The 15,716-nt window shown below is 37.3% G+C and carries 13 protein-coding genes and 1 riboswitch; of the genes, 2 read left to right on the forward strand and 11 right to left on the reverse strand.

Features of this window, described 5'->3' with window-relative positions; translation table 11 throughout:
- Window positions 1-134 precede the first annotated feature (134 nt).
- Window positions 135-1,301, forward strand: coding sequence for a Coenzyme F420 hydrogenase/dehydrogenase, beta subunit C-terminal domain (locus G636_RS0101865; protein WP_026506638.1), 1,167 nt, complete (start codon window positions 135-137; stop codon window positions 1,299-1,301).
- Window positions 1,302-1,423: 122 nt separating this feature from the next.
- On the opposite strand, the gene pssE is transcribed toward G636_RS0101865, so the two are convergent.
- From pssE to G636_RS0101895, 6 genes are all read right to left on the reverse strand, one after another.
- On the reverse strand, window positions 1,424-1,963 hold the full coding sequence (pssE, locus tag G636_RS16885; protein ID WP_081668223.1) for a PssE/Cps14G family polysaccharide biosynthesis glycosyltransferase: 540 nt from the start codon (window positions 1,961-1,963) through the stop codon (window positions 1,424-1,426).
- A 24-nt stretch (window positions 1,964-1,987) separates the two neighbouring features.
- Window positions 1,988-2,491 (reverse strand): PssD/Cps14F family polysaccharide biosynthesis glycosyltransferase, encoded by a 504-nt coding sequence (gene pssD, locus G636_RS0101875; RefSeq protein ID WP_051226392.1) that lies wholly within the window; start codon window positions 2,489-2,491, stop codon window positions 1,988-1,990.
- Between the two features lie 314 nt (window positions 2,492-2,805).
- Entirely contained in the window at window positions 2,806-3,744 is a 939-nt protein-coding gene (locus G636_RS0101880; protein ID WP_026506640.1) for a glycosyltransferase, read from the reverse strand.
- Window positions 3,734-6,253: a CotH kinase family protein gene (locus tag G636_RS0101885; protein WP_026506641.1), complete on the reverse strand. Its 2,520-nt coding sequence runs from the start codon at window positions 6,251-6,253 to the stop codon at window positions 3,734-3,736. The genes G636_RS0101880 and G636_RS0101885 overlap by 11 nt, the downstream gene beginning before the upstream one ends.
- Window positions 6,254-6,314: 61 nt before the next feature.
- Complete coding sequence (locus G636_RS0101890; RefSeq protein WP_026506642.1) at window positions 6,315-7,727, reverse strand: polysaccharide biosynthesis tyrosine autokinase; 1,413 nt, start codon at window positions 7,725-7,727, stop codon at window positions 6,315-6,317.
- Window positions 7,728-7,789: 62 nt separating this feature from the next.
- Window positions 7,790-9,112, reverse strand: coding sequence for a hypothetical protein (locus G636_RS0101895; RefSeq protein WP_026506643.1), 1,323 nt, complete (start codon window positions 9,110-9,112; stop codon window positions 7,790-7,792).
- Window positions 9,113-9,481: 369 nt separating this feature from the next.
- A riboswitch (cyclic di-GMP riboswitch) is annotated at window positions 9,482-9,557 on the forward strand.
- 132 nt (window positions 9,558-9,689) lie between these two features.
- Here G636_RS0101895 and G636_RS0101900 point away from each other — a divergent pair.
- On the forward strand, window positions 9,690-10,049 hold the full coding sequence (locus G636_RS0101900; protein WP_026506644.1) for a hypothetical protein: 360 nt from the start codon (window positions 9,690-9,692) through the stop codon (window positions 10,047-10,049).
- 136 nt (window positions 10,050-10,185) lie between these two features.
- Here G636_RS0101900 and G636_RS20170 read toward each other — a convergent pair whose 3' ends face one another.
- The 5 genes from G636_RS20170 to G636_RS0101925 all read right to left on the reverse strand — a co-directional run bounded on the left by G636_RS20170 (window position 10,186) and on the right by G636_RS0101925 (window position 15,575).
- Window positions 10,186-10,362, reverse strand: coding sequence for a hypothetical protein (locus G636_RS20170; RefSeq protein WP_155832292.1), 177 nt, complete (start codon window positions 10,360-10,362; stop codon window positions 10,186-10,188).
- Between the two features lie 71 nt (window positions 10,363-10,433).
- Entirely contained in the window at window positions 10,434-11,351 is a 918-nt protein-coding gene (locus G636_RS0101910; RefSeq protein WP_026506645.1) for a hypothetical protein, read from the reverse strand.
- Complete coding sequence (locus G636_RS0101915) at window positions 11,341-13,143, reverse strand: asparagine synthase-related protein (RefSeq protein WP_026506646.1); 1,803 nt, start codon at window positions 13,141-13,143, stop codon at window positions 11,341-11,343. Before G636_RS0101915 ends, G636_RS0101910 begins: the two co-directional genes overlap by 11 nt.
- A 165-nt stretch (window positions 13,144-13,308) precedes the next feature.
- Complete coding sequence (glgD, locus tag G636_RS0101920; protein ID WP_026506647.1) at window positions 13,309-14,427, reverse strand: glucose-1-phosphate adenylyltransferase subunit GlgD; 1,119 nt, start codon at window positions 14,425-14,427, stop codon at window positions 13,309-13,311.
- Window positions 14,428-14,432: 5 nt separating this feature from the next.
- Window positions 14,433-15,575, reverse strand: coding sequence for a glucose-1-phosphate adenylyltransferase (locus G636_RS0101925; protein ID WP_026506648.1), 1,143 nt, complete (start codon window positions 15,573-15,575; stop codon window positions 14,433-14,435).
- Window positions 15,576-15,716 lie beyond the last annotated feature (141 nt).

Here is a 15,716-nt window from a genome sequence, read left to right on the forward strand (position 1 = left end):
TATTGCATTCAAAAAATAGCATAGTAAAATCGGAATCAAATAACCAAAAAACATAAACTCATTTGAGAACAAAAATTCACAAATCTTAATGGATATTAATTCAAAGAACTCTCTATCTACCAAAAAGGAATAATATGTCTAAGAAAAAAACAATAATCAAATATTGTTCAGGTTGCGGATTATGCAAATCAGAAAACAAAGCTTCATTATCAGTTAATAATAAAGGTTTCCTCACTCCTTCGTCTGAAAGTATTAATATGGAGTTTTGTCTTAATATTTGTCCTTCCGCAGGTCAAAATCTCCAATCCAATAAAATTTGGGGAAGCGAATCCGATTCCATATACTATGCGTGGTCATCAAACAGCAAGATTCGCAAATCCGCATCTTCCGGTGGAGTATTATCCTCACTATGTATATACCTGCTTGAAAACAAGCTTGTAGACGGAATAATTCAAACAACAGTTTCAGAAGACTGTGTTTATGGAACCAAAACCATTATCAGCCGAAGCGCATCTGAAGTATTAAAATGCTCAGGTAGCAGATACTCTATATCATCTCCGCTTTCTGAACTTAGTTATTTAATTAATCCCAATGAAAAATATGCTTTTGTAGGAAAGCCTTGTGATGTAGCAGCTTTACGATCATATAAAGATAAGTATCAGCAATATGATAATATAGTTTATCTGTTTTCATTTTTCTGCGCTGGTTTACCCAGCAATGACGCCCAAAATAAACTACTGAACCGTTTAAATACAAATAATGTAAAGTGCAAAAGCCTTCAATATAGAGGAAATGGTTGGCCAGGAAGCGCCACTGCTGTAAATAATGACAACACTATATCGACAATGTCTTACAGCGAATCATGGGGCGGTATATTAGGACGTGATGTTAATCTTTTATGCCGATTTTGCTACGACGGAATAGGAATCAGTGCTGATATTTCGTGCGGAGACGCATGGTATGTTAATAGTGACAACACTCCTGACTTCACCGAAAAAGAAGGTAGAAATGTAGTATTCCTGAGAACAGAAAATGGGAAAGTATTATTTGAAAACTGTATAAAATCCGGAACAATAAGCGGAATCATTAATACCGGATCCGAACTAAAATATATACAAAATTATCAATATAAACGTAGAGCAACAATGCTTTCTTCTATCATAGCTCTTAAACTAATGGGACGTCCTGTTCCGTTTTACAGTTTTAAGCTAATGCTCGCAACAGCCAAGCATGCATCTATCGCTTCGCATTTCAAACAATTTGTCGGTATAATAAAGAGATGTATTTACAAAAAAATATAACACATATAAATATATGCAGTGATTCCCACTAGCAAAAGCCCTCCAAACAGTATTAACTTGAAAATACTGTTTGGAGGGCTTTATATAATAAAATTATGATGTCGATAAATCCGTCGATCAAATTACAATATACTTATATTACTTAATTTGCCATGTTTTTTCCCAGAATATCCGTCACTATAATCTCTTGTTATAAAACCACTTATAGCATCAATAATCCTGTCTGTATTAGATTGATACTCTGAAAATTCCATATTTCCAATATGGCTATAAATATCTCCCAGCTTACTAATATCATAACAAGCGCATATTAAATGTTGGGATTCATCAAACTGCCTTAATATTTGAAGCTGATGATCATCAACATACTCTCCATATTTGGCCAACCTAGGAACAGCTATTACCTTCTTACCTGCTTTTACAGCAGTAATTATAGCACCTGTACCAGCGTGGGTAATAACTATCTTACTTCTATTCATCAAGCTGCAGAACTCATCACGCTCAATGAACTTACTATATTTATAATGAAGTGGTTTATAATCACTCTCACCTACCTGAGCAAACACTTCATCTTTGATTACGCCAGAAGCTACTAGATCATCAACTGCTTTAAGGAGTCTATTAAACTGAAATTTCTGGGATCCAAGTGTAACAAAAACCATCATTTCCTCCTTATAAGCATTTAGTTAGTATATTCCTCCATAGTACTTAGCATTAGGATATACTTTTAACATTTCTTTCCACTGAACAATAAACATGTCGGCAAATTTATACATAACTCTCCCACTAAGTGTTCCACTATTAACCTTAGCAAAAGATTCAATATATATAACTTTAATACCAACAAGTTTTGAGATAAAGCAGATAGGCAAAGTCGCCAATACTCCAGTACTGATCAAATAATTAGGCTTCTCTTTAATGAGAATCCTTATAGATCTAACCGCATTGGTAATTGTATTAAGAACAAATGTCTTCTCATGCCTATTAGTCTGCTTTAAATAATAGGTATTCAGATCCGGATCCGGAGTAGAATATGCAGTTTTTTCTGTAACAAGAAATCCGTCATACTTAAGTGCAAGAGGCTTTAACATCATTATCTGCTCAAGATGACCACCCGAAGATGCAGCAAGACAAATCTTAATTTTCCTTTCGTCGTCAAAAGAAAAACCTTCAAAACTATTATTCCCCATCACTTTAACTCCTAAACCAATCCCTAAAAGGATCAGCTATCTCAAATAAACAAGCGTTCACCCAAAGAACTGTTTATCTGATAAAAACCCTTAACCTCGATCATTTGGCTAACCACAGCTCTCAAATATGATGCACCTAATCCACCACGATCAAGTACATTATATTCTTACTATAAAGACACCCCATCTTTTAGCAATAAAACGAAAAAGCCAGCTGTCATAGCCATTGAAATTACTTATTCATGTTAACATAAAAAACATCTTAAAAATTATCATATTTCAGAGTATTTTTGAATGGCATCTTATAGTTCTAATCATTTGCTATTTTTTATCATAATCAGCGGTTCTGTAATATATGCCCTTTTTGAATGGTAACAATCTAGGTAGAATACCAGCCTTAACATATTGGAAATTTTATGGTCTTTAACAAGGTCCAATCTTAATTGTGCTGCCCTGATATTCTTTTTTATTCTAGATATAGCCATCTCATTCATGTTATTGGATATAGCGCACCTCAATATATTTTCATCACTTTTCAAAAGGTCTTGTAGATATTTTATACGAACATCTATTTTGTGTTTGGGTCTCATCGATACATTCGACGAGTGCAGCCTCCTCTTCACAAGGCGTCTATGCAAAATATACAATCCGTCAAAGCAGAGCGCTGTCCTCCACAAATACTCATCATGAGCCCATCCAGAGTACCAGAATTTATCTGCTTCATGCAGAAAACTTCTCCTAACACACATAAGGCATCCTAATCTACTGAGATACATAGTCCTTTTGTTAAGATGATACTGCTCAACACTACCATCATTTCTCATTGATCTGGACACCTCTCTCTTGATAGAGGGAGCATCAGAAGATGATACGAGAGGTGTAAAGTCGGAGCATAAAAGCTTAACACCATTATCTTTCTGCATCACACCCAGCATTGCTTCGACTTTATCAGGCTCCCATACATCGTCCTGATCGCACACGAATATGTACTCGCCACTACATAACATCATAGCCTTATGAAAATTATCAGCATAGCCAAGATTATTATCATTTACGACAAGTTTCCAACTGTCAGATAATCCCTTTTGTTCAATGAATCTCTTCACTATCTCACAAGTATCATCAGATGATCCATCATCGCATATGATGACTTCTTCAACTTGCACAGTCTGTTCATATATAGACTGAAGCTGCTCTTGAATATAGTCACTACCATTATAAGATGCAATTGCAACCGAACTCTTAATTTCCATTTTCAGCCTCATTTTCAGTCGCTACCACATCTTCCACATTCTGAGCTTCTTCACCTACCTTTTTATTACTAGATGACACATTGTTCTTTTTACTATTCAAAGTAGATGTTTTCACAAAATTTGCTTTGATATCAGCATTAGAGCTAACAGTTACAACCTGATAGTTTTCATCGCGATCGATTACTTTTACGCCCTTTCCATTAGTCCAACCTGTAAAAGTATATCCCTGCTCGGGTACAGCTATAAGTGTAAACTGTTCATCTCTGACCTTAACAACTTTCATATAACCATTATCAGAGTTTGTCGCATCTCCGGACTCTGCAACAGACACCGATCCTGTAGCCTTATCAGCCGTATGAACCTTAATCTCATATACTCCGGTATACGTATCTTTAAAATCAGCAAGATAATCATCGATATATGTCTGCCTGTTTTCAAAGAATTCGTATATATCTGTCATTACAAAATCATAATACTTGTCATTATTATTATTAACAAACCTACTATAAAAACCACGCATAATAGGAGCTTGAGATAAAAATGAATCGATTATTTCCCCTGTTGAATCAGAACTAAAGAAATCATCTTCCATTTCTTTAAAACGCTTTACAAACTTATCCCTAAAAGTGTCATTGCACATAAGTGATGCAAACATGTCATTACAAGAAACAAGTTTACTTGCAAACGTATTAATCTTCCAATCTGTATCGTCTGACGCTCCGCTGGAAGCGTTACTATCTCCAAGGATCATCCTCCATTTACCGTCGCCGTATTTAGAGTCTTTATCTTTGGAAGCAGATCTCCACATTGATGCATTTCCTTCAGTGAAAGAATTAGCATCTCCTATATACAGCTTAAGAGCATAGTATTCTATAAAATTATCAATATCTACCATATCACAAAGCTTTTTATACTCTTCATCCTTCGAGATATAGTTGTGTGCAATGTAATCAACGAGTTTTCGATACTCTTCCTGCGCATCTTCAGAATTAGCTTTACCATTATTAACAATATATGAATCTGATACCTTATATGTCTGTGAGATATAATCAGAGTCTATAGTATTGTTCATAGTATAGACCCCCCAATACTCGCCGTCCAAAAATACAGCACACAGTTGGGATTCGGCTACAGTAATGGAAGTATTGGAAGCAAGTGAACTAATGACTCTGTTTCTGCTCTTTGTAAGATAGTCCTTCCCACCATTGCTAAGCAATAAACTATATCCATCTTCATTCTTTGCCAGAAATCTGCTTATTCCCGAAGTTGCTCTGCCACCTAGATCAATAGAGTCAAGTTGCAAACTCTTCTGGCCCTGATAGATTCCATCATCAATGCCGATACTAAGTTTCGTTTTTTCTATGAAACTAACAGATCTGTCTTTCTCTATATAAGTAATCTCAGCATCACAACTATCGCCATTATAGAAATTAGCTGATCTGGAACTTACTTCTCCATTGATAAGAGCATTTCCATACTCCTCGCCGAGGACATAAATACCGGTTCTATAATCAAATAGATCTGCAGGATCAGTATTAATTGCAATAATAGGTATTCCCTGGTACTCAGATCTTTTACCATAATTTATAAAATAGGTCTCACTAACAGTATCACTCCTGGTACCATCCTCAAAAACAGACATAGCCTTAAGAACAGTCGCCTTGTCAATATCATCTGCAGGAGGATTATAGCCTGCATACATTGTTATTTCTTTTTCATTTGCATAAATATTATCATCTCCCGAACGGTCAGTGATAGTAATAGCATCTGTATAAAGTGATGACTCAGTAGTAGGTTCAGTTCCATCAAGGGTATAGTAAGTCTTACTGTGTTCCGGAGTATATATTTGAACAGTCATCTCAGAATCATACATGCCGGATCTAAGGGATATTACAGGTTTATTCTTTGCGCTGACAGGCGAATCATTATTACTTGATCCTTCTGTAGGATTGAAATAACCAAATGAGTACTCACCGTCTTTGGTCCTTCCAAATGCCTCATTAACATTGCAAGTAGGTACAATAAGACTATCGATCAACTCACCTTGAGAATCTCTGACTGTTATATAGTCAGTATTATCAAACTTAAGCCTCTGAGTTATATCGCAATCTTTTGTGCCAAGTCTTATAGTTTTATACTGCCCCTTTGATAATACAGTCCCTGATGAAAATGAAAATGAGTAATCACCGACATTAAGGCTCACATTATAGGCACTTATATCTACGTTTTCTTTGCTGGAATTAATTAGCTCAATATAATCATAATCGCTCATGTGGCCAATTTCATTGATCACAATCTGCTTTTGAGCAAGTTTCTTGCTTTTTTCCTGCTTATTTACATCATTTTGGGTAATACTGGAATCAACCACATTTGCTATCTCACGTTGCTGTAATCTGTTAACAGCCATGATAAATATTCCCAGCATCATCATTGACAAAACAGCTATAGCTATAATGATCTTCCCTGAACTGTTAGACTCATCTCCATCTTTTCTAAACATCTTTTTCATCTATATCCTTTCATCGAATCAGTGAATCTTTGTAAAAGCTGATCCAATCGAATAATGAATATTACTTTTTCTTTTTCTTCTTACCTTTGCCATCTATCCTATTACCATTGGCATCATAAGAATGAATATATTTATAACGATAATCCTCACTGTCAGGAGCCACACCGTTATAGATAAATCCGCAAATCTTAGCTCCGATATTTCCCAGCATCTCAACAGCCTGTTTAGTAAGGCCAAGCTTGGAATAGTTAGCTCTTACTACGAAGGCATAACTATCTACATCATTAATGATCATACTTGCATCACTAACAACACCAATTGGAGGAAGGTCAATGAATATATAATCATAATTTGCTTTCTGATCAATCAGCATATCAGAAAACTTCTTATTTGCTAAAAGCTCAGACGGATTGGGAGGAACAGTTCCTGCTTTAACTACGTATAAGCCTTCATATTGAGTATCCACCACAGGAAGCTCTTTAGTAAGGCCTCCCAGATAGTCGCTAAGTCCCTTCTCATCATTATCTACGGCAATTATTCTCTCTACAGAAGGATATCTCATATCCGCATCGATCAGCAGTATCTTCTTGCCAAGCTCTGCAAAAGAGATAGCTACATTTACAGAAGACAAGGTCTTACCCTCGCCTCTAAAAGCACTAGTAAACGCTACTACAGGGCATTCAGAACCCTGATTAGTGAACAGCATATTGGTTCTGAGAAGATTGTATGACTCTCTGATAACAAAGGAACTGTCTGTAGACAGGATGTCACCAACACCGCTTTTATTCTGCGGAACATCTCCAAGTATAGGTATATTAAAAGTATTAGTAACCTCATATTTCCTACGAATGGTTGGATCCAAAAGTCCACTAATAAGAAAGATCACCAAAATAAGTCCGCCAAGTCCTACAGCACCTAACAATGTATACTTGATCATGCTCACTGACTGATATGGAGCAGTAGGAAGCACCGCATTGTCAATCACTTCAATACCACCGGATTTGACAATCCTGGTAATAGCTTCAGGCGCCACTTCTGCTATACCATTAGCTATCTCCATAGCTTCATAAGGATTAAGATCAGTCACATACACATAAAATACAGCAGTGCCTTCAACTGCACGTGAACTGATCATGCCATTTAGCTGCCTTGAACTCATGTTTAATTCAAGATTATCAATGATAGTATTTAGTACAGAGTCACTCTTAAGTACCATCATATAGCTATCAATAAGATTCTTAGCTGCGTTAACATCACTACTGGAAATATTGACAGATGTATCATTAATGTAATCAGGATTGGAATAAACATAAAAGGACACTGATGCAAGATATGTAGGAGTACCGGTGAGAGCGGCATATGTGCCTCCGGCTATTCCACCCAGGCAAAAAGCGATTATAATAACCGCCAAATGTCTCTTCAAAATATCAATTATCCTGGCAAAATTCAGATTGTAAACTATAGTCTCAAACATAACATCCCTTCCTTGTCCAGCTTTTAAGCTAAAATATTCACCTAATAAGAATGATCGCTTTATTATTTTAAATAAATTGATTTCTTCTTATCATTTACAAGTTCCTCACATTCCACACAAAATATTGCCAATAGTACATATGTGTATTTAATGGTCATTAAATGATCCATATACCACAGATTGATATAAAATGCAGAAAGAGCTATTATAATAACTACGGAAATTTTATAACCTTTCTTTATGGCGACAACCTGCTTTTGAAGCGTCTGTATCATGAATAAGATATAAGCGATCATTCCCGGATAAGCATATTTTATAAATAAGCAAATATAAAAATTATCCACAGAATGAATAAATGCACCATTAATCTCAGCTGCAAACCCACGTTTTACTCCACGCCCAATAAAAGGATTCAAAAAACTCACATGAAATATATTTAATAGTTGCTTTCTATATTCAGCACTTTGAGCTAATCTCTCGCTTTCAGCGCCATATCTTACAGCATATTCAGTACCCAAGACCGTATCAACAAGCGTTGCGAAAGAACGCAGTATATATTGTGCCGGTCCACTCTTAGTAAAAAATATAACCATAACAAGAATAACAAAGACAACGCACATAATGAGCAAGCCATTACGTTTCTGATATTTCTTTTCACTGAAAATCATCAGCAGAAACAATTCAATAAGTACAAGTCCCAAAGATGATCTTGATCCATTAAGTATTACATTAATGAAGAGCATTATTATAAGAAAGGGTCTTGCAAATAAGTTAATTTCTTTTTCTTTATACTTATAGCATGCAAGTGGAACAATGACCAAAAGCAGCAAACCATACGACAAAGAATGATTACATGGTCCCATTACCCTATAAGAACCATTTCTTATAAATGCTCCGCTATACATTCCTTTTAACGTTTCCAAATAAGAAAACAAAGATCGTTTCATAAGGAACTCAATAATACCCTGAAAGCACAACAGATACCCATATAAATAGATCAAATCCAGCGTCTTCTCAACACCAAGAGAATTCTTTATGATGTACACAAGAAGATAAAAGCACACCAGATCTATGAAGGGCCTGAGAAAAGCATTGACATCTCCTCTCAATCCACCGGTATATAAAGTAATAAATGAATAGATTGCAATAGCCGGAGTAAAATAATTATTTTTAATTATATCCAGAAACTCTCTACTCCTTATCCTCTTTTCAAAAATAAACACAAGCAAAGCCAGCATGAAAATTCTCTGAACAGACAGATCAAACACCTTAATGTCTATGCCAAAATAAGCTGGCATAACAAACAAAGCAAAGAAAAAAGCGACTGACAATCGATAAAATGAAGTTTTCCACCTAGTATCTTTAAAATAATTTATATGTTCCATATTCCTTATATTTATACTCAATATATATTTATCATAATTTAATCAAAAACTTTTCACATGTTATCATGAAGCGGCTCATATAAACCATCATATTGACAAAGATTTTTGTCCTTAAAAAACAACATATATGTTTCCTCTAAACAAACCCAGAAACTAAGTATATCACAGATTGGTTCAGAAATAAAAAAAGCGTATCGATGTTTTTCATCAAATAGATTATGTCAACAAATGTTACGCGCCTATTAATTGCATAAAAATACAGAAAGCACAAAGCAAAGCCAACAATACCAACTAAATATAAACGTTCAAACTAGTATATCAAAAAAGTTCTTGCAATTAATGTTACAAACATGTTAACATATATACATAATAAATATCAGGCAAAATATACGAAAGTATATCACGCAAAACTATAGGGACTTTAAAATGTCAGCCAGCTACGGATATTAAACTGAAGATCTGGCGGCATTATGGTTTTCCATGATGCCGTTTTTTATGAAAAGGAAGGAATCCAAGTTCACATCTTCAGAATATTCTTAGCCTACGTTAACGTAAAGGAAGGGTTAGTGTAGACGAGATGAGAGAAAAGATTATGACTTACAGATACGATGGAATTGTTGTAGACCTATATTGCTGTACCGAAGAAGACAACTACAAGCTGGGATTTTTAAGACGCAATTTACAAAGCAGAGAATTCACAATGGAAGACCTTTTCCATTGGCTTCATGTTCAGGATATTTACTTCCGTATTCGTTATGAATATAATCGATGTCTTTCGATTTGTACAAACATCAACAGCTACATCAAGTATCTGAAAGCTCATCGCAGCTACAGGGCAACAGGTAAAGCCAAGCAGAAGCATGACAGCAATGATCTCATTGTAAGAGAGGTCATTTCACTTCTTGATGATACATCCTACAGTGTATATAAGATTTGATATTATTCCATTCTTCATTTTTTAAGCCATCGCTATTACAGCAATGACTTGATTTTGGTTACGCTCTATATATAACTTAATCACTGTATTAATATGAAAAGAGGAGGATCATTTAATCCTCCTCCTACCGTTTCAATTAGTCATTAACGATAACTTCAGGTGTTCCGCTGTTGCTTGAAGGACCGTAAGTAGGCTTATAATACTTACCGTCATCGGACTCATAGTGTCCATCTTCTCTTGTTCCACTAAGGGGTGAGTAAGCTGTAGCCTGAACGCCAAGTTCCTCAACAACAGGTGTATTCCATGTCTTCATCTTTTTTCCTCCTCTAACGAAATAATAACTACATTTTTAGTATAACCAAGATTTTTATTTTTTGTATAATTCTAACACAATTGTAATAATTTTATCTGTTTTATTATTTCCTCAACCGTATCCCCTTCAGTAGGCCTGTCAATATAATATATAGCGACCTTATCATACATTTTGCCTATCATCTGGATCATAGACATGGGCACTCCCAAATCTCTCTTATAGTTCACTGACAGATAGAGATTGTTCACCACAGCATCTATATAATCCTTGCCGGTCAGCCTTTGGTACTGCACCTTATCTATATCATCACGTACTCTGAGGATGTATATTGCATTAACTAGCATTTCCTCGGATATATATTTCTCTCTTCTGGGAACAGCAAATTTATCCCTCTCTTCATCGATATAGATCATTCCCTCTATACCCAGCTTCTCAGCTACGTCTCTGCATACCTTCTGCTGAGGATATGTGGGCTGCGCGTAGACTCCCTCATCTCTTGTCAATATCCTGACAGTATCATCTGCCAGGAAATAGTTATCATCCTCCGCCAGCAGCTCCATGGTTATGGTTGATTTGCCGGCTCCACTCTCTCCGCTCACAACAAATGCATGACCGTCTCTAACGATCACTCCTCCATGTAATACCATTTCATTTCTTTGAAGGATTATCAGACATAGTCCGGCGCTTAACAGCATAGAATACAGCAGCTTGTCATCTCCGTTTGGCACAGGCTTGACTACGATCCGTCTTCCATCATGCACATAATACTGACCGGTACCGGGAGTATTAAACCATGCCTCGCCAAATCCATTTATCCAGGAATTATATCCCTTTGAAACAGCATCTTCCAGCTTCGATGGAATATCTCCAAGAACTATCTCGACATCTACCGTTCCTTCATCCTCAGCATCAAGAACCTCTGCAGGAGGTATCTCAATATCTGAAGCCACTTTCAATCCATATATTTTATACATATACTTATGATTCATACATCTTCTCCATATATTCACACAAGAATCCCATATATATTGCCTTGGTGAATCTGAAATTATACTGATCCTCTTTTGTCGTAAGTTCATCCAGACTCTTTTTCAGCTTATCCGTATCCAAGTATCTCTCCGCTCCCGGAAGACTATACATTCTGATAAGTTCCTCTTTAATAATGTCCCACGACTTTAGGACCTGCCTGCCTATCCCTACACCTTGCCTGCCTCTATGTCTTACATCCAGAGCAATCTCCTTAGGGATAATATCAGACATATAACTTCTTACCAGTCTTCTGTCACAGCCAACATCTACAAAACGTTCTATAGGGAGAGACATCACCAGCTCAATCAATCTTCTGTCTCTAGTAGGATCTCTATGAATAACTCCAGTCATCAGAGATTGATGCAATTCTGCTTCCCCTATCTGCCTGAGGGCACCCTTATCATACATAAACCTTCTCGAAGGACTAATAGAGTATTCCTTATTCTTGTCAGCCAGAATCTGCAATAATGTATCCTTTCTGCTTCTTTTGTAGATCTTGGAATATCTATTCACTGCTATCAACAACTCAATTATTCGCCCCTGATACTTAAGCGTAGCAAAGAGATTATCAAGTATGCCATATGATATAGTAATATTCCCGTATTGACCTGATAGGAGGATCCTGCACCCATCTTTCGCCGCATCACAGTATGCCTGATAAAGCCAGGGAATATTAGCAATTGATTTAATAGGGCTTTCCATGACTTTCAAGAAATCCCTGTTACTTTTCATCACATCAATTTGAGAAGTATCTATATATCCAGGCTCTAGATTATCATGATATTTCTGTAATATCTCTATATAAACTCTCTCGTTTTCCACATCATATCTGTCCGCAGGAATGGCTTCAGTCTCATTCTTGGGAATTGATGTATAGGAATAAAGCTTTTTGCCTTTTTTAGCCAGATATGGTGCAGCATACGCAGCTACGGCATTGGAATCCAATCCTCCGCTTAGAAGTATGCCTGTTTCACCGCCATCTCTGATCACAGACTCCACACATTTTTTAAAAGTCTTATTTACAAGTTCCTTCACATCCTCATCGGACAATTTTCCCAGGGATTTTCTATGCTTCATAGGTTCCCAATAGGCTTTATGCTTCAAGCCCTCTCTTGAAAAAGTCAATAATTCTCCAGGTTCCAGGCGATATATACCTTTGCATGGTGTTTCCGAAGCAGAATCAACTATCTTGAGACTATCATTGTCAACGTACTCAGATAGCCATTTCTCATTTATTTCCACCCTGTCCAGAAAAGGAATAAGAGACTCCATAAGTGAAGAAAAGCAAAGCCTTTCTCCCTTAACTGTGTAGTATACAGACCTGTTTCCTACTGCATCATTGCCTATCTGCAGAACTTTATCTTCTTCATCATATCTTGCAAAAACAAATGCTCCGCATGCTTTATCAAGGGTTCTGTGGATATCCTGATCTATGCATTCATTTAATATACTACCATCCACTCCTTGAAGACTAAGATTACCTGAAAGTGAAAAGCTATCAAGAAGTTCCTCCCTATTATCAATGATGGCATCAGCCACGAAATACCTTGATTCCGAATTAATGTAGGGATACTTCTCCATAGCCGCCTCTTTAACTACGTATTGAAGGCCCACTGCCATGTACATAGAGTCTCTTCGAATATCTTTTATCCCATCTATGTTCTTAATCTTATAAGGATCTTGCAGAGCCTTGATATAATCATCAGTTACAGGCTTATTATTCAGATCAACGATGCCCCATATTGCCGACATTACATACACTCCCATTTTGTAATTCTACGAAACAAAACACATTGGATTATAACATATAGACACGAAAAGAGGGAAGCCATGCTTCCCTCTTGTTCACTCATGGATAGGATCCAATGATCATCTATACATGTTGAATGACAATAACATTAGACACCATTCATTATTTCAGATGATATCCATCCTCTTGATATATCCCGGCTTATCCTCCGAGAATACAATCTTATTATTATCCTTTACCTTGGCCCATTTATCCACAACCACATTTTCAAGGCGTACATTCTCTCCTATTTCTGAATGTCCCATGATCACGCAGTTCTTGACTACCGAGCCCTTCTTGATCTCTACGCCTCTTCCTATTACAGAATTCTCAACGCTTCCTTCGATCACGCAGCCGTTAGCCACCATAGTCTTCTTCACAGAGGCACCGGGACGATATCTAACTGGACAGGAGTCTGTAGTATGGGTATAGATTGGCCAATCGTCAGTAAAAAGGCTATTGGCTATATTCATATCCAACAGGTGCATATTAGCATCAAAGTAAGCCTTGAAATCTGTTATTGCCGCAAAGAAGCCCTTATGCTGTATTCCTCTGATATCCAGTTCTTCCGACTCAGCATCAATGATATTGGTCAGCCTGGAAATAGATGAAAGCTTCTTAGCCTTCACAATCAGTTCCATAAAGAGCTCTCTGGTCATTATATAGGTATCCATGAAGATATTCTTCTCAGCTTCGATACCAGTATTGATTCTCATGGATTTGAAGCCCTTCTGCCTGTTAAGCTCCAGTGTATAGCAGTTCCTATAGCAGGTATCTGCATGACTGGTCTTGTGATATAGAAGGGATATATCAGCGCCAGAATCAATATGAGCTTTTAGTAGCTGATCAAAATTCTGTTTAAAGACCATATATCCGGGAGTGATTATCACATACTTCTGAGGACACCTCTCGATGATCGGAAGATTATCCAAATAAGCCTTAACATCAGTATTATATATATCACTCAGAACACTTTCTCTTGAAAACATCATTTCCAGGCGTCCGCGCTTGGAATTGATATTATAGATTCTGCCGTTTCCCACGTGCTCTGCCAGAGACCTGGGATTCTCGCTGGTCACATAGACCTGCACTCTCTCGATTCCGCTGTTGGACAGGTTGGATACAGGAAAATCAATGAGCCTGTATCTGCCCAGGAAAGAAAAAGCGTTAATGGATCTGAATTCCTGCATGCCCTCGACCTTGATATATCCTCCGGCGGGAGCTACAATTCCCAATGCATCTTCCATTACTATCATTCTCCTTTCCCCTTTACATCATGTGCTACCAGCAGGATGCTGTCGCTCCCTGCCTTACCCACTACTGCTCCCTTGCCGATACGAACACCATCTGCCACAAGTGCTCTGGTAACCTTAGCTCCCTCCTCGACTATGGCACCTGTCATCAGTACTGTATCCTTCACCACAGCTTTCTCCTCAACACAGCTGTTTGTAAAAAGGACTGCATTCTCAACAGTTCCTTCTACATTTACTCCCTGGGTAATGTAGGCATTGCTGACCTTGGCATTCTCTCCAATATACTGAGGAAGCTCTGTAGCATCCTCTGTATATATCTTCCATCTGGGATCTGCCAGATCCAGTTCACTAGCTTCATCCAGAAGGTCCATATTTGCTTCCCAAAGAGAATCAATAGTTCCTACATCCTTCCAGTAGCCTTTAAATCTGTACGCATAGAGCATCTTATTATCAGCCAGCATTACAGGGATAATATCTTTACCAAAGTCGTGATTGGAATCCTTCTTCTTGATATCAGCCACAAGGAGCTTTCTAAGGAGCTTCCAGTTAAAGATGTATATACCCATAGAAGCCAGGTTATTCTTGGGTTTGGCAGGTTTTTCTTCAAATTCCACTATCCTGTCATTATCGCTGGTGTTCATGATACCGAAGCGGCTTGCTTCCTTGATCGGCACTTCTATTACACCTATGGTAGCATCAGCCTTATTCTCAATATGATATCTCAGCATTTCTTCATAGTTCATCTTATATATATGATCACCTGACAATATCAGCAGGTATTCAGGATCATAGGAATCTATGAAATCAATATTCTGAGAGATAGCATCGGCTGTACCTCTGTACACATTCAGTCCTGAGTCAGCCTTTTCTCTTGGAGGTAACACGAACACACCGCTGTCCTTACTATCCAGTCCCCATATTCTGGAGGCAGCAGCATATGAATTAAGGAGTACAGACTCATACTGAGTCAGAACACCCACAATATCAATACCACTATTTGCGCAATTACTTAAAGGGAAATCAATGATCTTGTACTTGCCACCGAAAGCTACCGCAGGCTTGGCCACCTTATTGGTCAGATCAAGCAAACGGCTACCTCGTCCCCCCGCCAGCACCATAGCCAGCATATTGTTCTTAGCCATAACTTAATGCTCCCTTCTAAAACTTTTGCTCGGAATGAGCCTTGATATTTGTGCAAATTTTCTGATAGTTACATTATATAACCTCTATAATTCTTGCACAATGCCTAGAAGAGATAAAGTTTTTGAATCAAGCGTTATAAT

It is taken from the genome of Butyrivibrio sp. MC2013 (assembly GCF_000424585.1).
Taxonomy (GTDB): domain Bacteria; phylum Bacillota; class Clostridia; order Lachnospirales; family Lachnospiraceae; genus Butyrivibrio.